This is a genomic window from Campylobacter showae, assembly GCF_900699785.1.
Taxonomy (GTDB): Bacteria; Campylobacterota; Campylobacteria; order Campylobacterales; family Campylobacteraceae; genus Campylobacter_A; species Campylobacter_A showae_D.
Window position 1 is genome coordinate 25,691 of record NZ_LR535679.1, and the last position, 23,788, is coordinate 49,478.

16 protein-coding genes are annotated in these 23,788 nt (G+C 46.2%); 6 read left to right on the plus strand and 10 right to left on the minus strand.

Going from position 1 to position 23,788, the window contains the following annotated elements; all coding sequences use genetic code 11:
• Positions 1–10 precede the first annotated feature (10 nt).
• From aroB to E4V70_RS00140, 6 genes are read left to right on the plus strand one after another with little or no spacing between them, the layout of a single operon-like run.
• Entirely contained in the window at positions 11–1,048 is a 1,038-nt protein-coding gene (gene aroB, locus E4V70_RS00115) for a 3-dehydroquinate synthase (RefSeq protein WP_163026457.1), read from the plus strand.
• Positions 1,045–2,631 (plus strand): mechanosensitive ion channel domain-containing protein, encoded by a 1,587-nt coding sequence (locus E4V70_RS00120; protein WP_122862889.1) that lies wholly within the window; start codon positions 1,045–1,047, stop codon positions 2,629–2,631. Before aroB ends, E4V70_RS00120 begins: the two co-directional genes overlap by 4 nt.
• Complete coding sequence (mtaB, locus tag E4V70_RS00125) at positions 2,628–3,917, plus strand: tRNA (N(6)-L-threonylcarbamoyladenosine(37)-C(2))-methylthiotransferase MtaB (protein WP_122862890.1); 1,290 nt, start codon at positions 2,628–2,630, stop codon at positions 3,915–3,917. Before E4V70_RS00120 ends, mtaB begins: the two co-directional genes overlap by 4 nt.
• Entirely contained in the window at positions 3,904–5,571 is a 1,668-nt protein-coding gene (locus E4V70_RS00130; RefSeq protein ID WP_122862891.1) for an AAA family ATPase, read from the plus strand. The genes mtaB and E4V70_RS00130 overlap by 14 nt, the downstream gene beginning before the upstream one ends.
• Before the next feature lie 16 nt (positions 5,572–5,587).
• Positions 5,588–6,127 carry a molybdopterin adenylyltransferase gene (mog, locus tag E4V70_RS00135; protein ID WP_122862892.1) on the plus strand — a complete coding sequence of 180 codons (540 nt, stop codon included), beginning with the start codon at positions 5,588–5,590 and terminating at the stop codon, positions 6,125–6,127.
• A 7-nt stretch (positions 6,128–6,134) separates the two neighbouring features.
• Positions 6,135–6,794: a nitrogen fixation protein NifR gene (locus E4V70_RS00140; protein WP_122862893.1), complete on the plus strand. Its 660-nt coding sequence runs from the start codon at positions 6,135–6,137 to the stop codon at positions 6,792–6,794.
• A 226-nt stretch (positions 6,795–7,020) separates the two neighbouring features.
• On the opposite strand, the gene E4V70_RS00145 is transcribed toward E4V70_RS00140, so the two are convergent.
• The 10 genes from E4V70_RS00145 to pbpC all read right to left on the minus strand — a co-directional run bounded on the left by E4V70_RS00145 (position 7,021) and on the right by pbpC (position 23,747).
• The gene (locus tag E4V70_RS00145; protein ID WP_122862894.1) at positions 7,021–7,647 is read right to left on the minus strand and encodes a DedA family protein; all 627 of its coding nucleotides are present in this window, start codon (positions 7,645–7,647) and stop codon (positions 7,021–7,023) included.
• A gap of 302 nt (positions 7,648–7,949) precedes the next feature.
• Complete coding sequence (locus E4V70_RS00150) at positions 7,950–8,729, minus strand: MetQ/NlpA family ABC transporter substrate-binding protein (protein ID WP_122862895.1); 780 nt, start codon at positions 8,727–8,729, stop codon at positions 7,950–7,952.
• A 191-nt stretch (positions 8,730–8,920) separates the two neighbouring features.
• Positions 8,921–9,694, minus strand: coding sequence for a MetQ/NlpA family ABC transporter substrate-binding protein (locus tag E4V70_RS00155; RefSeq protein ID WP_122862896.1), 774 nt, complete (start codon positions 9,692–9,694; stop codon positions 8,921–8,923).
• A gap of 151 nt (positions 9,695–9,845) precedes the next feature.
• Positions 9,846–10,619 (minus strand): MetQ/NlpA family ABC transporter substrate-binding protein, encoded by a 774-nt coding sequence (locus E4V70_RS00160; RefSeq protein ID WP_122862897.1) that lies wholly within the window; start codon positions 10,617–10,619, stop codon positions 9,846–9,848.
• A gap of 256 nt (positions 10,620–10,875) precedes the next feature.
• On the minus strand, positions 10,876–11,550 hold the full coding sequence (locus E4V70_RS00165; protein WP_122862898.1) for a methionine ABC transporter permease: 675 nt from the start codon (positions 11,548–11,550) through the stop codon (positions 10,876–10,878).
• Entirely contained in the window at positions 11,550–12,506 is a 957-nt protein-coding gene (locus E4V70_RS00170; RefSeq protein WP_122862899.1) for a methionine ABC transporter ATP-binding protein, read from the minus strand. Before E4V70_RS00170 ends, E4V70_RS00165 begins: the two co-directional genes overlap by 1 nt.
• Positions 12,507–12,549: 43 nt before the next feature.
• Positions 12,550–13,536, minus strand: a complete 987-nt coding sequence (locus E4V70_RS00175; RefSeq protein ID WP_122862900.1) for a diaminopimelate dehydrogenase — start codon at positions 13,534–13,536, stop codon at positions 12,550–12,552.
• Positions 13,537–13,655: 119 nt separating this feature from the next.
• Positions 13,656–16,283, minus strand: a complete 2,628-nt coding sequence (locus E4V70_RS00180) for a valine--tRNA ligase (protein WP_122862901.1) — start codon at positions 16,281–16,283, stop codon at positions 13,656–13,658.
• A 130-nt stretch (positions 16,284–16,413) separates the two neighbouring features.
• A complete protein-coding gene (locus tag E4V70_RS00185) occupies positions 16,414–21,579 on the minus strand; it encodes an alpha-2-macroglobulin family protein (RefSeq protein ID WP_122862902.1) in 5,166 nt (1,721 codons plus the stop codon).
• Complete coding sequence (gene pbpC, locus E4V70_RS00190) at positions 21,579–23,747, minus strand: penicillin-binding protein 1C (RefSeq protein WP_122862903.1); 2,169 nt, start codon at positions 23,745–23,747, stop codon at positions 21,579–21,581. Before pbpC ends, E4V70_RS00185 begins: the two co-directional genes overlap by 1 nt.
• Positions 23,748–23,788 lie beyond the last annotated feature (41 nt).

Sequence of the window (23,788 nt, forward strand, 5' to 3'; positions counted from 1 at the left end):
GGAGAATAAGATGAAAATAGATATAAAATTTGACGGCAAGCCCGGTTACGGCGTCTATATAAACGAGCTAAAAGAGCTTAAATTTGACGCTAAAGTCGCAATCGTGACCAACGCAAAGGTAGGCGGGCTTTATCTGCAAAATTTACTCTCGCGCATAGATTGTCCGCAAAAATTCGTTATCAGCGTCCCAGACGGCGAAGAGTATAAAAATATGCAAACTATCGAGGCGATTTTAGAGCAGCTTTTCGTTAGCCGTCTTGACCGCAGTAGCTTGATCATCGCGCTTGGCGGCGGAGTGGTGAGCGATATGGCGGGCTTTGCAGCGAGCATTTTTGAGCGCGGGATCAAATTTATAAACATCCCGACTACTCTGCTAGCGCAAGTGGATGCTAGCGTAGGCGGAAAAACGGGAGTAAATAACAAATTCGGCAAAAATCTAATCGGCTCGTTTTATCAACCTAGCGCCGTTTACTGTGAGACTGAATTTTTAAAGACGCTTGAAAAGCGCGAATTTGCGGCAGGCCTTGCAGAGGCTGTAAAGATGGCGGTAACCTTTGACGAAAATCTATTTTCGTGGATGGGGAGCGCAAATTTGACGGATGAAGCAAATTTGCAAAATTTGATCTACCGCTGCGTGCAGATAAAAGCCGCCGCCGTGGAGGCCGACGAGCGCGAAAAAGGCGTGCGTGCGGTGCTAAACTACGGACACACCTTTGCTCATGTGATAGAAAATGAAACGAACTATAAAAAATATCTACACGGCGAGGCGGTTGCGATCGGTATGAATATGGCTAACGCGCTAGCGGTGAAGCTAGGCCTCATGAGCGAGGAGCAAAAGGCGCGCGTGGCGGAGCTTTTAGTTAAATTTAACCTGCCGATAAGCTACAAGGTGCCAAATGCAAGCGGCTTTTACGAGGCGTTTTTCCTTGATAAAAAGGCGGAAAACTCAGCGATCAAATTTATCCTGCCGCGAGGTATCGGCGCATACGAGATACGAAAAGACGTGCCGCGCGAGCTCGTGATGGACGTTTTAAGAGAGTTTGAATGAGAAAAATTTTATTTATTTTATTTTTTGCGCTCTTTGCTTATTCGCTAGATGATATACCTAGCGATTTTAACGGTACAAAAGAAGCCCAGCTATCCGAGCTAAACGCATCTTTGGCCTTTATCGAGGACGAGCTAGCAGATAACATCTGGGCAACTCGCTACTCAAACTATAACACCTTTCAAAAGCTAAGCGCGGAGCTCGACGAAATCGAAGCGGCTATAAAAAAACAGGCTAAAAATACCGAAAAAGTACTCGAACTGCAAAAAAAGCAAAGCACGCTAAAAGAGCAGATCGAGCTTTTAAGAGAGTTTCAAAAAGCGCCGTTTTCTAGCATGATAACGGCTCCCGAGATAGAAATTTTACAAAAGATAACCAATCCCGTCGCCGTGATCTCGGGCTTTTCGCACATAAAGCAGCTAAGAAGCGAAAAAGACGAGTACAAGCGCCGACTAGACGGGCTTTCTAAGACGACCGACGAGCTGGCTAGAAAAGAGCAAATTTTAACCCAGATCGTAAATTTGAGCGACGATGCGCGCTTTCAAGCGGAGCTTGCCGAGGCTAGACAGGAACTAGCGGAATTTAACGCCGCGGCCGACATCGCAAAGACCACCTACGGCGTGTACGAAAAGCGCGTAAACGAGGCGATAAACCGCACCAGCGAGGATATCAAGGCGCAGATGAAAAAGGCGCTTGATATCGGTATATTTATCGTAGTCGTGATCGGGCTTTCGTTTTTGTTCAAATTTATCATCAAAAAGACGATCACCGACAACGAGCGCCTCTATACGGCGAATAAATTTATAAATCTCGTAAACATCACGCTCATCATCATGATCTTGCTTTTTGCCTATATAGAAAACGTAACCTATCTAGTCACGGTGCTAGGCTTTGCGTCCGCAGGTATCGCGATTGCCATGAAAGATATGTTCATGAGTATGCTTGGCTGGACGGTGGTGGTTTTTGGCGGTAGTTTTCACGTCGGCGACCGTATAAAGGTGCGCAAGGACGGAGAGGACGTCGTGGGCGACATCATCGATATCTCGCTGCTTAGGATGACTATTTACGAGGACGTCACGATCGTCACCGTAAACTCAAATCGCAGGGCGGGGCGCATTATATTCGTGCCGAACAATTATATCTTCACCGATCTGATCGCAAACTACTCGCACCACGGCATGAAGACCGTTTGGGACGGTATCGACGTCGTTTGCAGCTTTGAGTCAAATCACAAAAAAGCCGCTCACATCATCAAAGATATCGCGCGAAAATACTCTAAAGGCTACACCGAGATTGCCAAAAAACAAATGAGCAAGCTGCGAAATCAATACAGCATAAAAAACCCGAACGTCGAGCCGCGCGTGTTTACTTTTATCGAGCCTTACGGCGTGAAAATTTCAGTCTGGTACATGGCAAACACATTTGCCACGCTATCTTTGCGAAGCACGATAAGCGCGGAGATAATGGAAGCTATAGCTAGCCACGACGACATTGTTATAGCCTATCCGACGCAGACTTTGTATATGGATAGGCGGGTAAAAGCAGGCGAGTCAAAGCCGATCGGCGAAGGCGGCGAGGAAATATGAAATCAAACTCAAATTTGACCACGCAAGAGTCGCGCCGAGAGAAGGTATTTTTTAAAACATTCGGCTGCCGCACGAACATCTACGACACCGAGCTGATGAAAAGCTACGTCAAAGACTACGATATAGTTAGCGACGAAAACGAAGCCGACATCGTAGTAGTAAACTCCTGCACGGTCACAAACTCTGCAGATAGCGGCGCGCGTAGCTACATAAACGGCATAAAAAAGCGCGGCGCTAGAGTGATACTAACGGGCTGCGGCGCGGTGAGTAAGGGCAAGGAGCTGTTTAACAAAAGCGCGGTTTTCGGCGTGATAGGCGCGAGTAAAAAAGAGGATATAAACGCGCTGCTAAAGTCGCAAGATCCGTTTTTCGAGCTGGGAAATTTAAAAAGCATCGACAAAAATATCGTAACGAACTACGAAAATCACACCAAAGCCTTTATCAAGATCCAAGAGGGCTGCGACTTTGCCTGCAGTTACTGCATCATCCCAGCCGTTCGCGGCAAGGCGCGCAGTATGGACGAGGAAGCGATCTTGCGCGAGGCTAAAATTTTAGCCTATAACGGCTATAACGAGCTAGTGCTAACGGGCACAAATATCGGCAGCTACGGCAAGGATACGGGCTCAAGCCTAGGTCGCTTACTAGGCAGGCTCGGTAAAATAGGCGGCATAAAGCGCATAAGGCTAGGTAGTATAGAGCCCAGCCAGATAGACGAGAGTTTTCGCGAGATTTTAAAAGAGAGCTGGCTAGAGCGGCATCTGCACATCGCGCTTCAGCACACGAGCGAGGCGATGCTGCGTATCATGAGGCGGCGAAATCAGGCCTTTAAAGACTTGGAACTATTTTTGGAGCTTAGCCAGATGGGTTTTGCGCTAGGAACCGACTATATCGTTGGGCATCCGGGCGAGAGCGAGGAAATCTGGAGCGAGGCGCTGATAAATTTTAAAAAATTTCCGCTCACGCATCTACACTGCTTTGCGTATTCGCCGAGAACCGGCACGCACTCGGCGGATATGAAAATGGACGTTAGCGGCGATGTGGCGAAGGCTAGGCTTAAAATTTTAAAGCAAATCGTAGCGGAAAATAATTTTAAATTTAGACAAGAGCACGCCAAAAAAGGCGGGAGTCTAAACGTTTTGGTCGAGCAGCTAAACGGCGAATTTTACGAAGGTTTCGATCAGTTTTATAATAAAGTAAAAATCAAAACGGATAAGCAAATTTTAAAAGAGTGGGCGGTCATAGATAAATTTGAAGTAAAAAGCGAGGGCGACTATGCACAAATTTAAGCTAAATAAACAAAAGATCATCGTGATTTTGACGGCTATTTTGGCGGTTTTGCTAGCCGTTGCGGTAGGCAGAAGCCAGCCCAAAAATATAATGTACGAAAGCTATGAAAAGCTACTAGAGGGCGACATGATCGCAAGCGCGACCGTAAACGGCGGCGAGCTGGAGCTCACAACTAAGGGCGGCAACAAATATATCATCGTAAAAGACGGCGTGGATATGCGCGCTCTGGTGCAAAAAGTGCCCGTTGATCTAAAAAAAGAGACGCCCGTGCTGGATGAAATTTTAGCCGTGCTAGCGCTGCTTGCTATCTGTTTTGCGGGGCTTGCGGTTTATGCGAGGTTTAAAAAACAAAGACTCGCCGCTCAAAACGAAAATCAAAAAGCAAACGTCTATGAGTATGAAAATATCTCGGCTAGCTCCGTGCAGCCTGCTATCTCAAATGTCAAATTTAGCGACGTGGCGGGCATAAAAGACGTCAAATTTGAGCTAAGCGAGATAGTAGATTTTCTAAAAAATCCGACTAAATATAAAAAATTCGGCATCAAAATGCCAAAAGGCGTGCTGATGGTGGGGCCTCCTGGCGTGGGTAAAACACTGGTGGCAAAGGCTGTTGCGGGCGAGGCGGGAGTGCCGTTTTTTTACCAAAGCGGAGCTAGTTTCGTGCAAATTTACGTCGGTATGGGCGCAAAACGCGTGCATGAGCTGTTTTTAAAGGCTAAAGCCTATGCGCCGTCCATCATCTTTATCGACGAGATCGACGCCGTGGGCAAGGTACGCGGCGGCAACCGAAACGACGAGCGCGAGGCCACGCTAAATCAGCTACTTACCGAAATGGACGGCTTTGAGGATAACTCGGGCGTCATCGTGATCGCTGCGACCAACCGCATCGAGATGATAGACGAGGCGTTGCTGCGCTCTGGGCGATTTGATAGACGAATTTTTCTTTCGATGCCAGATTTTGCCGATAGGGTCGAGATTTTAAAATCCTATCTAAAAGATAAAAACACGAGCGTAGAGGCTCAGGACGTGGCGCGCATTAGCGTCGGCTTTAGCGGGGCGGCGCTTTCTACGCTGGTAAACGAAGCCGCGATAAACGCGCTAAGACGCGGCGTCGAGATAATCGAATTTAGCGATTTTGAAAGCGTTTTAAACAAAGTCCTACTCGGTAAAAAGAGGATTTTAAGCTACAACGACGAGGAAAAGCGCATCCAAGCGCTCTATCAGGGCGCAAAAGCCTTGGCGGCGTATTGGTTCGGGATAGAATTTGAAAAAATTTCGCTCGTCGAGGAGCAGTTTATGCGTCCAGAGCGAGAGATAGAGTCGCGCTCGCAGATGTTTGCTCGTATCAAGGTCTGTTTGGCGGGTATGAGCGCGCTAAAGATGGTCAAAGACGATACGTTTTCAAACTCGAACGCCGACATCCAAAAGGCCCGCGAGATCGCGCAAAACATGGTCTTTGAGTATGGCATGGGGCATACCTTTACGCCAAGCACGGCGGAGGCCGAGGAGCTACTGCAAGAGGCGTACGCCGAGGTCGGAACGTTTTTAGCGGGCATGAAAACTCAGCTAGAGCGCATCAGCGAGCATATCGAGATTTTTGAGAGTATCGATAAAGACGCGCTGGGCAAAATTATCAAAGAGTATTACAACTAAATTTAAGGAGAAAAAAGTGAAAGCAAAAATAGGCATATTGACGCTTAGCGACCGCGCTAGCGAGGGCAAGTACGACGATCTATCTGGTGCGGCGATAAAAGAGGTTTTAGACGGCTGGATAACGAGCGAGCGCGAGTATTTTTACGAGGTGATCCCCGACGAGATCGAGCTTATAAAAGAGCGCCTAAAACACATGGTAGACGAACTAGGCTGCGATCTAGTGCTAACTACGGGCGGCACGGGACCGGCTCCTCGCGACGTGACGCCTGAGGCAACCGAAGCCGTGTGCGAAAAGATGATGCCAGGCTTTGGCGAGCTAATGCGCGCAGCTAGCCTAAAATACGTACCCACGGCGATCCTATCGCGCCAAACCGCAGGTATCAGAGGGCACGCGCTCATCGTAAATTTACCCGGCCAGCCAAAGGCGATCAGAGAGTGCCTAGAGCCCGTATTTCCTGCGATCCCGTACTGCATCGACCTGATCGGCGGCGCATTTATCGAGACTGATGAGAGCGTGATGAAGGTGTTTCGCCCGAAACAAAAGAAAATTTCATGATCCACGCGTGCTAAACTTTTTTGAAAATATAAATTTAAAGGCTACGAGGCTGCTTGAGGGCTACTATTCGCTCTTTTGCGGCCTATTTGTGCTTTGCGTCGGCATTTATGTGCTCGCACTCGTTTTTAGGGTCGAATGGCTTTTGCTTGCCTCTAGCGCTTTTGTCTACGCGTGCTTTGTCCTGCTTGCGTTTCGCTCGCTTTTTTGGTTTGTTTTGAGCCTAATTTTTTCGCCCGCTTTTGCTATAGTCGTACGCGAGCGTTACGATGAAAATTTATTTTTAGACGTGGTTTTTGCGCTTATTTGGATACTTTGCTGGCTATTTTTATCTCTAGCCGTTAGTGAAAATATCTCAAAACTCGGTAACGAAATCGTATCTAAAATTTTACGCATCGCCGCGCTTTTTGCAGTGATCGGCGTTTATTACGTCAGTATCGAAAATAGCCTAAATTTACAAGCTATTTTACAAGACACCGTTACGCTTCGCATTGTACTTATCGCCATAAATATCTATATGTTTCCGTCTCTTATCGCACTTTTGGTGCTTGATTTGCGCGGGTATTATTTGAAAAACAAAGACACAAAAATGGCTAAATTTTCATTTTTTAATTTCACCAAAGAAGCTTTAAAAGTAATCAAATTTATTGCTTTAAGGCGTAAAATTTGAACACATAAACTATTTATACAGTCTCTAAAAAATGCTATTTTTTGTAAATTCGAGAGGCAGAAAACCGCTTTACCGATTTTGATTAGTTGCGGTGAAGTTAAAATTTTAGTAAAATTCTGGATGCTTTTTGGCGCGACGAAGGTTTGCGGTTAAATTTGATAAAGTAGACCTCGCAACGTAAAGCCGAATTTAAATTTCGGCTTTACGAGCTGGTTTGCTCGGCGGCTTATTCTAGCTCTTTAGCGCCGATTTTTGATTTTTTACTTAGTCGTTTTACGTAAACAATATAAAGCGCGGTGAGCAGACCGACTGCGGCGAGTAGAGCGACTACGATGTGGCTAAACGCGCTCTTGTCGTAGTTTTTGCCTAGATACCAGCCCACTGATAGCAGTATGGCGACCCAGATGCCTGCACCCAGAGTCGTGTAGAGGCTAAATTTAAAAAGATTCATCTTAGCAAGGCCCGCCGGCAGGCTGATATACTGGCGGATGCCCGGGATCAGGCGGCAGTTAAAGGTCGAAATCTCGCCGTGTCTTTTGAAAAACGCCTCGAATTTTCGCATTTTTACCTTCGTGATGCCGACGTATTTGCCGTATTTTAGCACGAGCTCGCGCCCGAAAAAGTAGCATAGATAGTAGTTAAACACTGCTCCTGCGAGGCTACCTGCCGTGCCGGCGCACCACGCTAGCACTAGGCTCATTTGTTCCTGATGCGCTAGATAACCCGCCGGGATCATCGCCACTTCGCTTGGAAACGGGAAAAACGAACTCTCTAAAAACATCATCAAAAATATGCCCGCATATCCCCACTCGCCGACGGTTTGGACGATAAAATTTACAAAATCGCCTAGCATTTTTCTCCTTAAATTTAAAATTATGATTTTAGCAAACTACGTTAAATTTTAGCTTTATACGGCTGCAAAACAAATTTTGACGGTGAGAGGGGCGTGCGCGAGATAGTATTAAATTTTGCGTTTTTTGGGATTAGTTTTAGGATGGGTAAAACGGCGCGTAGCGGTTAAATTTGGTTTGTAAATTTAACCTCGTCCGCTTGAGAGTCAAATTTGATGTTTAAAGCTGAAATTTGACTCAACTTTTCGGCCGAACTTAATCGGCCTAAAATAACAGCCTGCGTCAAAGCGCAAGCTCCAAGAAATCAAAACACGGGCAGGATCGCTCCGTCGTATCTTTTTAGGATAAACTCTTTCGTCTCTGGGCTGGTTGCGGCTTTAACTAGAGCTTTGATTTTCGGGCTATTTTCGTTGCCTGCTTTGACCGCGATGATGTTGGCGTACGGGCTTTCGGTGCCCTCGATAGCTAGCGAGTCTTTTTTAGGATTCATACCGATATCAAGGACGAAATTCGTGCTTATGGCTGCAAGATCGACTTCATCTAGCGTGCGGGGTATCTGCGCGCCCTCAAGCTCGACGAAATTTAGGCGCTTTGGATTTTTCACGATGTCTTTTGGCGTGGCTAGCTCAGCACTCTTATCTAGCTCGATGAGGCCTGCTTTTTGCAAGATATTTAGCGCTCTGTTGCCGTTAGTCGGGTCGTAGGCGGTCGCGACTTTAGCGCCGTCTTTTAGCTCGCTTAGGCTCTTTATCTTTTTTGAGTAAAAGCCCAGCGGCTCAAGATGTATCGCCGCGGCGGTTATCAGAGTCGTGCCTTTTGTTTCATTGTGATTTTTTAGATACGGCCAGTGTTGAAAGAAATTTGCGTCCAAATCGCCGTCTTGCGTCGCTAAATTTGGGATCGAGTAGTCGTTTATCTCTTTGATGACTAGATCGTAGCCCTCTTTTGCTAGGACGGGTTTGATAAACTCCATGATCTCCGCGTGAGGCACGGGCGAGACGGCTACTACGATAGTGTGATCTTTATCTGCTGCATAGAGGTTAAAGGCTAGCGCCAAACTTGCTAAAATTTTAAAAACTTTCATTATATTTTCCTTTTTTTTATTTTGAAAAACGGCGCTAAAAAGGTAAAAGCTTTTACGCCGTTTTGTTTTTGGAGATTTTTCTCGACTATTTTTGGTTTTTCAAATTTGGGCCGTAAAATTTAAGCAAAAAGCGCCTATGGCGATTTTTAAAGCTAAATTTTATGATGGCAAATCAGTCAAATTTGACGCGATCAGAAGCTCGGTATCACCGCGCCTTGATAGCGCTTTACGATAAAGTCTTTAACCTCGGGAGTTAGTATCGCTTTATCTAGAGCCTTGATTTTCGGGTTATTTTCGTTGCCGGCCTTGGTCGCTACGTAGTTGGTGTACGGGCTATCTTTATCCTCGAGGATTAGCGCGTCTTTGGTCGGTTTGAGGCCGACGTCCAGGGCGTAGTTTACGTTGATAAATGCTAGCGCGACGTCGTCGAGAGAGCGGGGCGTCTGCGCAGACTCCATCTCTTTAAATTTGAGATTTTTCGGATTTTCTATGATATCTAGCGAGGATTTGTATTCGCCCTCTTTAGCCTTTACGATGCCGGCTTTCTCGAGCAAATTTATCGAGCGCGTCGAGTCTGCGGCGTTGTTTGAGATAGCGATGATATCGCCGTCTTTTAGCTCGTCTAGGCTTTTTATCTTTTTAGAATACGCTCCCATAGGCTCGACGTGAACGCCCGCGGTCGGCACGATGTGAGTGCCTTTGTCTTTGTTAAACGACTTCATGTACGGCAGGCCTTGGAAGTAGTTGGCGTCGAGTTCGCCGTTTTCGACGGCGAGGTTTGGTATCACGTAGTCGTTAAAGATTTTGACGTCGAGCTTGTAGCCTTCTTTTTCTAGGATCGGCTTTACGACCTCTTCTAAAATCTCGGCATGCGGTACGGGAGATGCGCCTACGGTAATGGTTTTGTCGCTAGCATACAGGCCACTAGCTAAAAGCGCGCCCAGAAGTATTTTTGAAAATTGCATTATTATTCCTTTTTTGATAAAAAACGGCGCTAAAAAGGTAAAAGCTTTTACGCCGTTTTATTTTAAGAGCGGTCTCTAAACTAAATTTGGATTCGTCGTTTCGTTAAATTTGCCCGCGCCGCTAAATTTGAGCGGGCGAGGCTAAATTTGATTAAAACGTCGGGATTATCGCGCCTTTATATTTTTCCTCGATAAATTTCTTTACCTCCGGGCTCGTGACTGCTTTGTCTAGAGCCTTGATTTTTGGGCTGTTTTCGTTGCCGACTTTGACTACGACGTAGTTGGTGTACGGGCTATCTTTGCTCTCAAGCACGAGTGCGTCTTTGGTTGGGTTTAGGTTGGTGTTTAGAGCGTAGTTCGTGTTGATAACGGCGATGGCGACGTCATCTAGCGTACGAGGAACTTGAGCGGTCTCGATCTCTTCAAATTTTAGCTTTTTCGGGTTTTCCGTGATATCAAGCGGAGTTTTTAGAGGGTTGCCGTTTAGCTTGATAAGACCTGCGCTAGCTAGCACGTCAAGCGCGCGGCTCTCGTTTGTCGGGTCGTTTGGTATCGCTACGGTGCTACCGTCTTTTAGCTCTTTGATATCTTTTATCTTTTTAGAGTAAACGCCCATAGGCTCGAGGTGAACGCCAACCGTTTTAACTAGATGGGTGCCTTTGTTTTTGTTAAATTCCTCAAGATACGGCAGGTGCTGGAAGTAGTTAGCGTCTAGATCGCCGTCTTCGGTGGCTAAATTTGGAGTAGAGTAGTCGTTAAATTCTTTGATCTCAAGAGTAAAGCCGTCTTTTGCAAGGATAGGTTTTACGACTTCTAAAATTTCAGCATGCGGAACGGGCGTAGCGCCTACGACGATTTTCTCGGCTGCATTTGCGGCGACTGTTAGGCTTAGAGCGACTAGAGAGTATTTGAGTAGATTTTTCATTTTATATCCTTTTTAAAATTTGGCTAGCATTTAAAAAAGGATATGAGCGGAGGCTTAAATTTCTTTTTAAATGCTTAGCGAAACTAAGCGCTTAAAAAGAAATTTTGCGCTTAGCGTTAGTCTTTCGACGACTTAAGTTCAGTGAAGCGACGCATTTCGCACATATCTGATTTCATTTTCTATCCTTTCTTTGTAAAATTAATTTCGGGATTTTATGCAAAAAAAGTTTAAAAGAAAATAAAATCAGACGTAAAAATCATTTCTTTGTGATCTTATAAATAAAATTTCCTAATGATTGGAAAATTTGAACCATTATGATTAAAATCACGACGGTATAGAGCATGATATCTGGGCGAAATCTCTGATATCCGTAGTTTATCGCCACTGATCCCAGTCCGCCGCCGCCGACCGCGCCCGCCATCGCCGAAAAGCCGATGATGACGATAAGCGTTAGCGTGATAGAAGCCACGATGCCGGGCAGCGCCTCTACGAACATCACCTTAAAAATGATCTGAAAATTTGAGCTACCAAAGCTCCTAGCGGCCTCGATGATACCTTTATCGACCTCTTTTAGCGCGCTCTCTATGAGCCTAGCGATAAACGGCGCCGCGCCGATAGTAAGCGGAACAATAGCCGCGGTAGTGCCTATACTAGTACCCACGATCAGGCGCGTGAGCGGGAAAAGCACGATAATGAGGATGATAAACGGAAAGCTTCTTAGCGTATTTACCGTGATGTCAAGCGCGATAAATAGCGGTTTGTTCGGCTTTAGGCCGTCCTTTGCCGAAAGCACGAGCAAGATAGCCGGCACTAAGCCTATCAAAAACGCTAAAAGCGTCGAAACAACGCTCATATAAAGCGTCTCGCCGATAGCCGGGAGTAAAATACGCTCGAAAACGTCGGGGAATTTAGAAAAATCTATGCCAAACATCACGCCACCTCCCATAACACGCCGCTTTGTTTGATATACTCGGTCACGCGCGCTTCATCTTTTGGATCGACGTTGATGACGAGCGAGCCTAGCACGTTTTCGTTTAGCTTTTCAAGCTTGCCCCAGACTATGTTAAAGTCTATGTCTAGCGTGCGCGCCATGTGCGTGATGACGCTGTTTTGTGCGACTTCTTTTGGGAAAAAGAGCCTGATATTTACGCCCTCGCTCGGCAAAATTTCATCCTCGCCGAGGAATTTCTTCATCTTTTCGTCGGGTTTTAAAAATAGTTCCTCGATCGTGCCGCTGCCGATTATCTTGCCGCTTTCTAGCAGCACTGCGCGGCGCGCGATGCTTTTTACGACTTCCATCTCGTGCGTGACTAAAACGACGCTGATATTTAGTGTTTGATTGATCTGTTTTAAAAGCTCGAGTATCGAATTTGTCGTATTTGGATCAAGCGCCGAGGTCGCCTCGTCGGAGAGTAAAATTTTTGGACTTAGCGCAAGGGCGCGAGCGATGGCAACGCGCTGTTTTTGTCCACCGCTTAGCTCGCCGGGATAGCTTGCGGCTTTGTTTGCAAGGCCGACTAGCTCTAGTAGCTCGCTTACTCTTTTTTTGTTTTCGCCGTCTGAGTAACCCCAAAATTTAAGCGGAGTCGCGACGTTTTCAAACGCCGTTTTTCTAGCCATCAGCGCAAAGTGCTGAAATATCATCCCGACGTCTTTCCTGAGCTCTCTTAGCTCTTTGTCTTTTAGCGCCGAGATTTCTTTGTCAAATACCTTTAGGCTGCCGCCTTGATAGTCCTCTAGGCCGTTTATGCAGCGAAGCAGGGTGGATTTGCCCGCGCCGCTGTGGCCGACGATGGCGAAAATTTCGCCTTTTTCTACGGTTAGGCTGACGCCGTCTATGATCTGCGTCGCTCCGTAAAATTTCTTTAAATTTTCTATTTTTATCACTCAAATTTCCTCGTTCGTAATTCCGCCGAAGCGCTACTAAAATTTATAAAATTTCGCGCCTTAGCTCATCTGCGCTCTTTGGCGAAAGAAGCGCCGGAGCGATGTCAAACACGCTAAACGCTCCGCGCTCGCCCTTTTGCGCCAAGCGGTACGCTGCGCGGGCGTAGGCTACGAGCACGCTTGCGGTAAATTCGGGATTTGAGTCAAGCTTTAGCGAAAACTCGATCAGATGTTTATTTTCTCCGTGCTCGCCAGTCGCTCCGCTTTGCAAAACAAATCCTCCGTGAGGGATGCCGCCGTGCTCTTTTTTAAGCGTCGCAAGATCAATAAAATGGACGCTCGTGTCGTAGTCGGCGAAGTAATTCGGCATCGTTTTTATCTCACGCTCGATGCGCGCTTTATCGGCGCCGTCCTGGGCCACAACGTAGCACTCGCGCAGGTGTTTTTCGCGGGTGCTAAGTTTTGGATTTTCGCCCGCGCGGACTCGCTCTAAGGCGCTTTCTATCGGCACGGTATATTGGCGCGCATCCACGACGCCCTCGATCCTGCGGATAGCGTCGGAGTGGCCTTGGCTCACGCCTTTGCCCCAAAACGTGTAGCTGCTGCCGTTTTCTAGCACGCTCTCGCCGAACAGTCTATTTAACGAAAACAGACCCGGATCCCAGCCTACTGCGATGATGCCTACGTTTCCGCCCGCTTTGGCTGCAGCGTCCACAGCGGCGAAATGCTCGGGGATTTTCGCGTGCGTATCAAAGCTATCGACGACATTAAAATTTAGCGCAAACTCAGGCGTCTGCGTCGGTAGATCCGTCGCGCTACCGCCGCAAAGCACCAAAACGTCAAATTTGCCCTTGTGCGATAAAATTTCATCCACGCTAAATACCGGAGCGCCGTATGTTTTTACTTCGCTTGGATTTCTGCGGCTAAAAACAGCCGAAAGCTGCAAATCCTTGCTATTTCGCGCGACAAGCTCCACGCCGCGACCTAAATTTCCATATCCTAAAACCGCTATTTTTATTTTTTCGTTCATTTTTTTATCCTTTTATTTTTTTTAAATTTTTGCGCATTAAACGGCGTGCCGTAGTTTAAATTTAACCGCTCAAGGCACTGTTTGGATCTGCCAAGTCCTAACGCAAAAACCAAAAAATATCAATCGACCGCTCCCAAATTTGCCAGCTCGTTATCTACCTTTTCTAGCTTTTGCGTTGCGCTAGCTAGCCCTTCGCGGTTGGCTTCTACTACGGCTTGCGGAGCGGAGGCCACGAATTTCTCGTTATTTAGCATGCTTGATAGCTTTGCTATCTCTTTTTCTAGTTTGGTTTTTTGCGACCGCAGTCGCATGATAACAGCGCTCATATCCACGCCTTCAAGCGGTACGAATGCCTCTAAATTTTCGCTCACGTCGCGCGCGGCGTTTTCTATTTTAGCGTCGCAAAACTCGATCTGTTCGCATTTAGCTAGTAGCGAGATGTAGTTTGTCGCCTCGGTCAAATTTTCGTTTCCGTTTAGCTTGATGAAGGCTTTTGCAATCTTTGAGTTGCCTTGCTCGATGGTCGCCTTTGCGCGGCGGATCGCGACGATGGCTTCGATCACTAGCTCAAAGGTCTTTTCTATCTGCAAGTCGCGCTCATTCGCCTGCGGATACGCCTCTATCATGATCGAGCTCGCGCTTTCTAAATTTGAGCCGCTAAGCTCGTGGAAAAGGAATTCTGAGATAAACGGCATAAACGGACTTAGTAGTCTCATAGCCTCTTTAAATATCGCTCCAAGCTCCCTTACGCTGCCTTTATCGGCTTTGCTAAGCTCGATGCCCCAATCGCAAAACTCGTCCCATAAAAATTTATAAATAGCGTTTGCCGCGTCGTTAAAGCGGTAGGCGTCGATGTTCTCTCGCACTTCGCGCACGCACTCGTTAAAGCGGCTTAGCATATATTTGCCAAGCTTCGTTTCGATTTTTGCGTCGCTTAAATTTGCAAATTTAGACTCGTTTAGCAGTAGGTATTTGCTCGCGTTGTAAAGCTTATTCGTAAAATTTCTCACGAGCTTCATCTTTTCGTCGCTTAGCTTGATGTCGCGTCCTTGCACGGCAAGTAGCGCGAGAGTAAATCGCAGGATATCGGCGCTATACTCATCGATGCTAACTAGCGGGTCGATGACGTTGCCTAGGCTCTTGCTCATCTTTCTGCCTTGCTCGTCTTTAACCAAAGCGTGCAGGTAGATATCGTCAAACGGCAGCTTGCCTAGCGCGTTTTCGCCCTGAAACATCATCCTAGCCACCCAGAAAAACAAAATATCAAAGCCGGTGATCAGCAGGTTGTTCGGGTAAAATTCGGCCAAATCGCTCTCAAACCATTTCTCGTTTTTTAGCTCTTCTCCGTTGCCCCAACCAAGCGTGCTAAACGGCCAAAGTCCCGAGCTAAACCAGGTATCAAGGACGTCCGGGTCTTGATGGAAATTTGCGCTTTTGCACTTTGGGCACTGCGTCGGTTCGCCTTCGTCCGCCCACTCGTGTCCGCACTCGCCGCAGTAAAATACCGGGATCTGATGTCCCCACCATAGCTGGCGCGAGATACACCAGTCGCGAAGCTCGCGCATCCAGGCGTTAAAGCTGTTTATCCAGTGAGCCGGGTAAAATTTAGCTAAGCCTTCGCCGACCTTTGCGATCGCGTCGTCTGCGATCTGTTTTTTGACGAACCACTGCTTTGAGATGTATGGCTCGACGACGTTTTTACAGCGGTAGCAGTAGCCGACTTGATTTTCGTAGTCATCGATCTCCTCGACGTTTCCGAGCCTTTCTAACTCAGCGACGATGACGTCTCTGGCTTCAAGTCTTTCTAGTCCCTTAAACTGCGCGCACTGCTCGTTTAGGATGCCTTTTTCGTCAAAAACGGTGATAAATTTTAGATCGTGTCTTTTGCCGACCTCATAGTCGTTAGTGTCGTGCGCCGGGGTGACTTTTACAAGACCCGTTCCAAACTCCATATCGACGTGCTCGTCGGCGATGATCTCGATCTCGCGACCGATTATCGGCAATACGACTTTTTTGCCGATCAAATTTTTATAGCGTTCGTCGTTTGGGTTTACCATTACCGCCGTATCGCCGAAATATGTTTCAGGCCTAGTGGTAGCGACTACAACATATTCGCTTGGCTTATCTGCAAAATAGTATCTCAAATGATAAAGTTTGCCTTTGTTTTCCTTATGCTCGACCTCGATGTCGCTGAGCGCGCCGTCGTGCGTACACCAGTTTATCATGTAGTTTTCGCGTACGATGAGGCCTTTTTCGTAGAGATTTACAAAGGCTTTTTTGACCGCTATCCTGAGCCCCTCATCCATCGTAAATCTTTGGCGCGACCACGCCGGAGAGATGCCTAGTTTTCGCATCTGATGCACGATCATGCCGCCGCTTTTTTCTTTCCATTCCCAGACTTTTTCTACGAATTTTTCGCGTCCGAGCTCTTCTTTTTTGATGCCTTGAGCTAGGAGCTGCTTTTCAACGACGTTTTGTGTGGCGATACCTGCGTGATCAAGGCCCGGCTGCCACAGCGTTTTGTAGCCGTCCATTCTTTTGTAGCGAGTCATGATGTCTTGGAGTGTGAAGGTTAGCGCGTGCCCGATGTGAAGCGAGCCAGTTACGTTTGGAGGCGGCATCATGATACAAAATTTACGGCCGTCTTTGCGGATGTTTTTGTTCGCGTCTATCTCAAAATATCCGCGTTCTTCCCAAATTTTATAAAATTTATCTTCTACTTCTTTTGCGTCGTAAAATTCCGCCATATTTTATCCTTAATAATCGTTTAAAAAATGTCGGATTTTACTACAAATTTGCTAATAAGATGTTTAAGACGGGTTATTTTTAAGAATAGGCAAAGAAAGCGAAGCGGCTAAAAAACCGCTTCGCAAAGGATTATTTGACGATAAATTCGTGCTGAGCTAGATCGTAGTCGCTCATGCTCTCGTCGTACATGTTCTCCGTGATGACCGCAGGCAGCATGCACTTACCGCTCATGACGACGCGAAGAGGCGTGTAGAGCACGTGCGCATCCTTGCTAGCGTCCAAGCTGTAAAAGCTCAAAACTCTGTCGTCCTCGATGTTTTGATGCTCGAGAGTTAAAGAGTTTTTCGTAGCTTCCGTTCTAACGTTTGGTACGATGTTTTCGTTTACTACCTCAAGGCAAGGGCTGATCGTTTCGTTTATCACGCCATTTCTGATAAACTCATTCGTTTTAAGAGAAAGCTTCGAGTAGATGACGTCGTTTAACTTAAGCGCGTTGATATCGATCTCTTTGCCGTCTTTACCGACGAAGGTTCTGTAGATATCAAGCCCTTTTTTGTCAAATTTGTGATTTACGTCTAGCTTTTTGTAGCCTGACGCGCTAACGCCTAGATACACGGCCGCGCCGTTTTGTGGCACTATAGTGATCTCAGGCTTTTTAGGGGCGATGTTGATAGCTCCGCGGCCGTCGAAATTTAGATCGTGTCCGTCGGCGATAAGCTTAAATTTGTTCTCGCTTGAGACGTCTTTGATATAAGCTCTTAGCGCTCTTAGCGTAAATGCGCGCTCCTGCGTCGAATGTAGCTTATCGACGCGAGCGATCAGGTAGTCGGCTAGCTCGTCGCTAAATGCGTTTTTCTCAAAGTGATTAGCGTGTAAAAGCAGCATAAAGGCCTTGTTTCTGATCTCTGAACCGAAGTTATCTGCTAGCTCTTTTTCGCGGTTATAGGTCGATTTATTTAGCTCTTTTAGCACTTTTTCGCTCTCTTTATTTAGTCCCTCGTTTTTGAGGATCGCCGCCATCAAGTAGCCCTCAAGCGCGCTGCCTTGGTATCTCTTTTGATCGTATAGAGCGTTTAGCTTTGATCTATCGAGCTTCTTTTGCGTGCTTAGGACGTAAGCTGCGTAAAGAGCTTGGAAGTTGTCGTTGCTGCCAAACGCCTTTAACCAGTCGATCGCTTTATTTTTTACGTGGCTATCAAGCGCAAAGCCTGATTTTTCAAGGGTAAACAGCATATCGATAGAGTAGATAGAAGCAAAGTTGTTAGTGTAGCCTAGCTGATTCCAGTAGCCGATACTGCCGTCTGTTTTTTGCATATTGACGACGTCTTGTATGCCCGCTTCGACGAATCTTCTTCTATCGGCTTCTTTTGCTTTAGCTTCTTTAGAATCATCTCCGCCAAGCACTAGGAAATTTAGCTCAAAAAGCTTACTTGAGCGTTGCTCGGCGCATCCGTAAGGGTAGTTTACGAGCTTATCGCTATTTGCGCTTAGTACGCCTTTTATAGAGCTTGAAGCGTCGATTCTGATGCGTTTAAACTCGCTGTCAAGTTTAAATGTTTTTTCCACTGTAGCCTGGAAATTTTTAGCGTAGGTGCTAAGCGGATAGGCGTGGATGACGTCAAGCTTTTGCGAGTATGTATAGCCGTTTTTACCGTCGTTTGCGGTGAAATTTATATATGATTTACCCGTAGCGTTAGCATCGATCGTGAAATTTAACTTCGCGTTTTCGTTAGGTTTTAGCTCGATGCTATCGACTGCTAGCTGCGCGTTTAGGTTTGTATCTATGCTTAGAGCGACGGTTTTTGGCTCTTTAGTGGTGTTGATCACTCTTAGTGTGTAGTTTACTTGGTCGCCCTGGATCAAATACGCCGTTTGCGTAGGTTTTAGGATGATATCGTCTTTTACCTTGACGGCATTTACGCTAAAGCCTAGTTTATCGCCGATGACGCTAAGCGCGGCTAAATTTATCTCGGAGTTAAAGTCGCTAGGTACCTCTACGTCAAAGTTTGCTACGCCGTCCGCGCCCGCTTTTGCGGTTTGCATTTTGATGTAGGTTTTGACGTTTTTCTTATCGACGGGGCTAGCAAATTTAGCCATTCTCATCTCCATGAGAGCAGCCGCCGCGTCGCCGCCGAAGCTTAGTACTTTGCCGTCTTTTTTAAATCCGCTCAAATTTGCATAGATGTCGTAGTCAAGCACGCCGTCGTTTAAAATTTTGTCAAAAAAGTCAAGCGGGCTCTTTAGCTTTTGATTTGTTACTTGTAGCACGCCTTCATCGACCGCAAATAGCGTAACCTCGGCATTTGGCTCGGTTTTTACGCTAGCTTTAAATTTGGAGTTTGACTTCACGACTTTGGGCGCTTCGATGCTGACGTTCGTCGCTCGGTATGATTTGTCCGCTTTTACATAGACTTTGTCGTAGGTTCTAAACGGCATAGTGTCGTTATCGGCTACGCGCACGATAGATGCCGTGACGTAAAGTCCCTCAAAGTCGAAATCAAGGTCAAATTTGGCGTTTGCGACGTTGTTTTGGATATTTACGACTTTATACTTTTTGACGTTTTCAGACTCTACCGTGATGATACCGATACCGCTTTTTAGCACGGAGCTAACGTCTACGTTTAGCGAGTCGCCTTTTTTATAGACTTTTTGGTTTAGCTTGATTTTGGCTTTAGCTAGCTCTTTTGTCGGTTGCAAGGTGCCGCCGTAGTCCCAGCCGCTAACATAGATATCTAAATTTGACGAGTGGCCGCTTAGGATATCGGAAACTACGACTACGTAGTCGCCGCTTTGTTTAAAGTCATAAACGAACTCGCTACCGCTAAGAGTATCGCTAAATACCTTCTCGTAGCGTTTGCTCCATTTTAGATAGCCTTCTTTGTTGTAGTTGTAGTCCCAGATGGCTTTTTTGATCTCTACGGCTTTTTGTCTATCTTTTAGCTCCTCGTCCTTGAGCGGATCGACGCTGACGAAATTTAGCGTTAGCTTGGAGTTTGCGTCGATATAGGTGTCGTTTGCTCTGATGCCGACCATCACGTCAAAAGGATAGACGCTAAAGTCGCTGCTAGCGCTCACGTTTTTGCCGTCGTCGTTAATGGTAAATACCGCGGTGCCTTTTAAAATGCTCGCGATTTTGCCTTTGTTCTGCAGCTTAAACGCAGTTGCGCCTTTACCTTCGCCGTCTAGAGTTACGGGCTTAGTAAATTGATCTAGGCCGTTTGCGGCGTATTCGCCGTTGCTAAATTTATACTCTTTAAATTTGTCGTTTTTGTAATCTTGCTGATACAAATTTAACGCCACGTCGCCTTCTAGATTAGCCGCCGCCGCGCCAAAAAGGTAGTTGCTTTGCAGTTTTACATCTATTAGATCGTCTAGAGCGTAAATTTGCTTATCTAGCTTAACCTCGTTTTTGATGCGTTGCGGAGTAAATGACTCGACCGAGAAGTCGTAGCTATCGATGATTTTATTTGCAAAGATCACTTCAAATTTAAACGTTCCAGTTAGTCCTGAGTTTACCGGCTCGTCGAAATTTATCACGCCAAGCTCAGTCGTATTTATGCTTTTATCTAGGATCACTTTGTTTTGCGGATCTCTGATTTTTAGCTTAACGGGCATGTTTGAGAGGCTCTTAAACAGCGCGTTTTTGATGATGATCTCGCCTTTTATGTTTTCTTGCGGGCGGATAATGTTGCTAGCAAAATGCAAATATGCATTATAAATTTCGCTTCTATCTTTAGCGTCTAAATTCGACTCCTCGTTTAGGCGTTTATTTTGCGATAGAGCGATGAAGCTTTGCTCCTTGCCTAGCGTTAAAACCGCGCTTGAGACGTCTTTGCCGATGTCTTTTTTGTTAAATTTAAACACGCCTTCGTCGTTTGTGATGCCGCTTGCGATGAGATTGTTTTTGACGGAGTAGATTTTGACGTCCGCGTTTGCGACCACTTCGTTTTTACTCAAGCGGTTGGCAAATAAAAATACCTCGTCTTTTGAAACCTTCATGCTTAGGCCGATATCGGTTAGATAGACCGGTTTTTGGACGCTTTTGTCTTTGTCGTAGTAGATCGTGACTAGATAAACTCCGTCGCCACCCTCGGCAAAGTCAAGCTTGATCTTGCTTTTTTGCATTTCGTTTTGAGCGCCGCCGATCTCATAGTTTTTGCTAGCGACCTCTTCGGCATAGTTATCTAAAGGAGTCTCGGTAAAATTTAAAAAGTATCTTAAATTTTGTTCTTTTAGCTTCTCGACGACGACTTTAGCGGTGTTTGTGTTTACGCTTTTTACGCCGATCTCGCCAAGGCTAGACATATACGTGCCGCTATCGGTAAACTCCAAAAACGGTTTTAGATCGCCGAACTCGACGTTAAAGATAGAGTTTTCTCGAAGCATCGAGTAGTCGTCGCCAAAGCCTTTATAGAAAGTGACTTTGTATGTTGTCTGCGGTTTGAAGTCGTTGCTGGTAATGTCGATATAGTAGTAGTAATACTCGCCGTCGGCATCCTGATGGCTGGTGTACTCCATATCGCTCACTTCAAAGCTATTTACGCCCTCGACTTTGATAAATTTTTTAATATTATCCAAATCCACCCAATCTTTAAGATAGAGTCTAACCGCTAGTTTGCCGTTATCTAAGCTAACGCCCTCGACCTCGTTTAAAAACATAGTCTTGGCTTTTGGCTTATCGACGAAATTTTCATCCGGGCCGGCTACTTTTTGCACGACTTCAAAGTCGTCGGCTAAATTTACGCCCGAAGCGTTTTTGAGATTTTTGGAGACGGCAAATACCAAATTGTCGCCGCTTTCAAGTAGCTTTATCTGAAAGCTTCTAGGCGTTTTGGCTACGATTTTATATTTGATATTTTGCTTGGCTAAATTTTGCTTATCGTAAATTTTAAAATTTGCGGCAAACTCATCCTCGCTAACGTTGTCGTTAAATACCGCTAAAAAGGTATCTCCGGAGTACTCGATCATATTTGATAGTACGAAGTCCCCGCCGTAAAATTTGGCCTTGCTCTCGCCCTTTTTGCACGAGTAGCTTACGCCTTTTGCCAGAGGCTTTTTAGGGTAAAAGAAAATCTGGTTTGAGCCGTACTCAAAGGCTCCGGTTATCTCAGGCGCGCACTCGATTATCTTTTTGTGCGTGACTTTGCCTATGAGCGACTGTTCGTTTTGGGCGTATTTGACGCCAAGACTCACCGAGCCATCGTCTAATGCCATGCTTGAACCGTCAAGCGTAAAGGCGCTTAAATTTGCTGCCAAAAGGCAACTTAGGCTTAAGCCGATTAGCTTAAAACGCATTAAAACCTCCTTATTTCGATATTGATTTCGCTTAAATTCGAATTTTCGTCCAGACACCCGAGCTTATGTTTGCCTTGCGTTAAATTTAATGTATTTTCGCTCGCGTTGTTTACTTTTTCCCATTCGTTTTCGTCGATCTTGAGATATATCTCATCGCCGATATATGCGTAACATTTTAGCATAACTTTAGTTAAATTTTCATCGCTTAGCAGAATTTGATTATTTGACGGCGTTGCAACGAGAGGTTTATAGCTTTTAAACTTATAGTAACAAGGACTATCTTTGATATCTTCTTGAGTGATGGCGCCGTTTTTGAGCAAAAATCCTACTTCATCGCCCCTGATGCTCTCGCAGATATCCTTTAGCTCTACTCCCTCTATCCGCCAGTCGTCTTCTTCGTCTCTGCACTCTTTAAATTTAAATGCATCAAGGCAGGTTTTTTTGCTCTCTATGCCGCTTGGCGCGTTCATGAAAGATAATTTTTGCTTTTGAGCAAGCAGCTTAAAGACGTCAAAAACCGTGCGAGAAGCGTCGCTAAATCCGCTTAAATTTTGCGTCTTTTTGCCGTTAAAGTTACCAAACCACACCGCGACCGTGTAGTCGTTATTTACGCCGATCGTGTAGATATCGCGCGAGCCATAGCTGGTGCCGGTTTTAAAGGCGATTTGAGGCGTGTCTTTTGCGTATTGCCACGCGACGCCTAGATAACTGCGGGAGGCGGAGGAGAGCATTTTTGAGGTTAGATAGGCGCTTTGCGGGCTTATTAGCCGTCCGTAGCCTAGTAGCGTCTTGCCTGCGACTTCAAGTGGTTTTAGCTCGCCACCGTTTGCGTAGATCGTGTAGAGGTGGGCTAAATTTAGTAGGCTCATCTCCGCGCTTCCAAGCGCGATACTATCGGCGTAAAATTCCTTTGAATTGCTCACCAAATGCACGCGAGAAAGCAGCTCGTAGAGCGAATTTTCGCCAAGCTTGTTGTTTAGGCTAACAGCCGGGATATTTAGGCTGAGCGCTAGCGCCTCGGTCGCCGAAATGATGCCGAAAAACCTACTGTCGTAGTTTTTAGGCGCGTACTCTCCGAGGAAAATTTCTGTATCTATCATCTGGCTTTTTGGCGTGATGAAGCCCTCGTCGAGTCCTAGCGAAAATATAAACGGCTTTAGCGTGGAGCCCACGTTTCTACTCATCGTTACGCCATCGTTTTGTCCCTGCGGAGCGTGCCAGTCGTGGGACCCCACGTATGCCGCTACGCTCATATTTTTGTTGTCGATGATTATCCCCGCGGCGTTGTAGGCGTCTTTTGATTTTAGCGAGGTTGCCGTATTTTTTAGCGCGTTTTCGAGTAAAATTTGCAAATTTAGATCTAAATTCGAGTGCGTAACGCCGTTTTTTAGAGCTTGCGCAGCGTAGTGTTTGGCCTTATAAACGGCATCGTAGCGTTTGTTTTTAAACGGCTCTCTTTGCGCTCTAGCAAATGCGCTTTGATCTATCACGCCGGCTTTATAAAGCAGCTTTGCGACGCGGTTTTTTAGCGCGTTGATGTTTGATTTTTTATCTAGGCGGTTGGTGTTAGGATTTTTTGGGATCGTGCTTAAAAGCGCGCACTCGGCGATACTAAGCTCGCTAAGCTCCTTGCCGAAATAAAACCTCGCCGCAGCCGCCGCTCCCTCGATATTTCCGCCGTACGGAGCGAGGTTAAAGTAAAAATCTAAAATCTCGTCCTTGCTGTAATGCCACTCAAGCTGAAGCGCGGTAAAGATTTCTTTAAATTTATTCGCGTAGGTGCGCTCCTCTCGCTTCATCATGCGCGCGACTTGCATAGTGATCGTGGATGCGCCGATGCGGTTTTTATTCGTGAGATTGTGCGCAGCCGCGCGGATCATGGCGAATGGATTTACGCCGATGTGGTAGTAGAAAAATTTATCCTCAAACAAAAGAACGCTATCTTTTAGCGTTTGCGGGATGTTTTTGGCTTCAAATCTCCAAATTTCGTCGCTGCTAGGCCGAAGGGCGACGATCCGACCGTCTTTATCGAAAAGTATGAACGAATTTTCCCGCTTTAGCGCTTTAACGTCAAGCGGATAAGCAAAGTCAAGCGCCAAAAAAGCTACGAAGCAAAGCAGGGCAAGGGCGGCGGAAAATTTGATAAATTTAGCTAAAACTCTTTTCATTTCGCGATTATATCGAATTTGCGCGTAAAATCTCGAAAGAT

Bases quoted from the DNA above. Each gene is read 5' to 3' on its own strand.
- aroB (WP_163026457.1), top strand. From the start codon at position 11: ATGAAAATAGATATAAAATTTGACGGCAAGCCCGGTTACGGCGTCTAT.
- E4V70_RS00120 (WP_122862889.1), top strand. From the start codon at position 1,045: ATGAGAAAAATTTTATTTATTTTATTTTTTGCGCTCTTTGCTTATTCG.
- mtaB (WP_122862890.1), top strand. From the start codon at position 2,628: ATGAAATCAAACTCAAATTTGACCACGCAAGAGTCGCGCCGAGAGAAG.
- E4V70_RS00130 (WP_122862891.1), top strand. From the start codon at position 3,904: ATGCACAAATTTAAGCTAAATAAACAAAAGATCATCGTGATTTTGACG.
- E4V70_RS00145 (WP_122862894.1), bottom strand. From the start codon at position 7,647: ATGCTAGGCGATTTTGTAAATTTTATCGTCCAAACCGTCGGCGAGTGG.
- E4V70_RS00150 (WP_122862895.1), bottom strand. From the start codon at position 8,729: ATGAAAGTTTTTAAAATTTTAGCAAGTTTGGCGCTAGCCTTTAACCTC.
- E4V70_RS00155 (WP_122862896.1), bottom strand. From the start codon at position 9,694: ATGCAATTTTCAAAAATACTTCTGGGCGCGCTTTTAGCTAGTGGCCTG.
- E4V70_RS00160 (WP_122862897.1), bottom strand. From the start codon at position 10,619: ATGAAAAATCTACTCAAATACTCTCTAGTCGCTCTAAGCCTAACAGTC.
- E4V70_RS00165 (WP_122862898.1), bottom strand. From the start codon at position 11,550: ATGTTTGGCATAGATTTTTCTAAATTCCCCGACGTTTTCGAGCGTATT.
- E4V70_RS00175 (WP_122862900.1), bottom strand. From the start codon at position 13,536: ATGAACGAAAAAATAAAAATAGCGGTTTTAGGATATGGAAATTTAGGT.
- E4V70_RS00180 (WP_122862901.1), bottom strand. From the start codon at position 16,283: ATGGCGGAATTTTACGACGCAAAAGAAGTAGAAGATAAATTTTATAAA.
- E4V70_RS00185 (WP_122862902.1), bottom strand. From the start codon at position 21,579: ATGCGTTTTAAGCTAATCGGCTTAAGCCTAAGTTGCCTTTTGGCAGCA.
- pbpC (WP_122862903.1), bottom strand. From the start codon at position 23,747: ATGAAAAGAGTTTTAGCTAAATTTATCAAATTTTCCGCCGCCCTTGCC.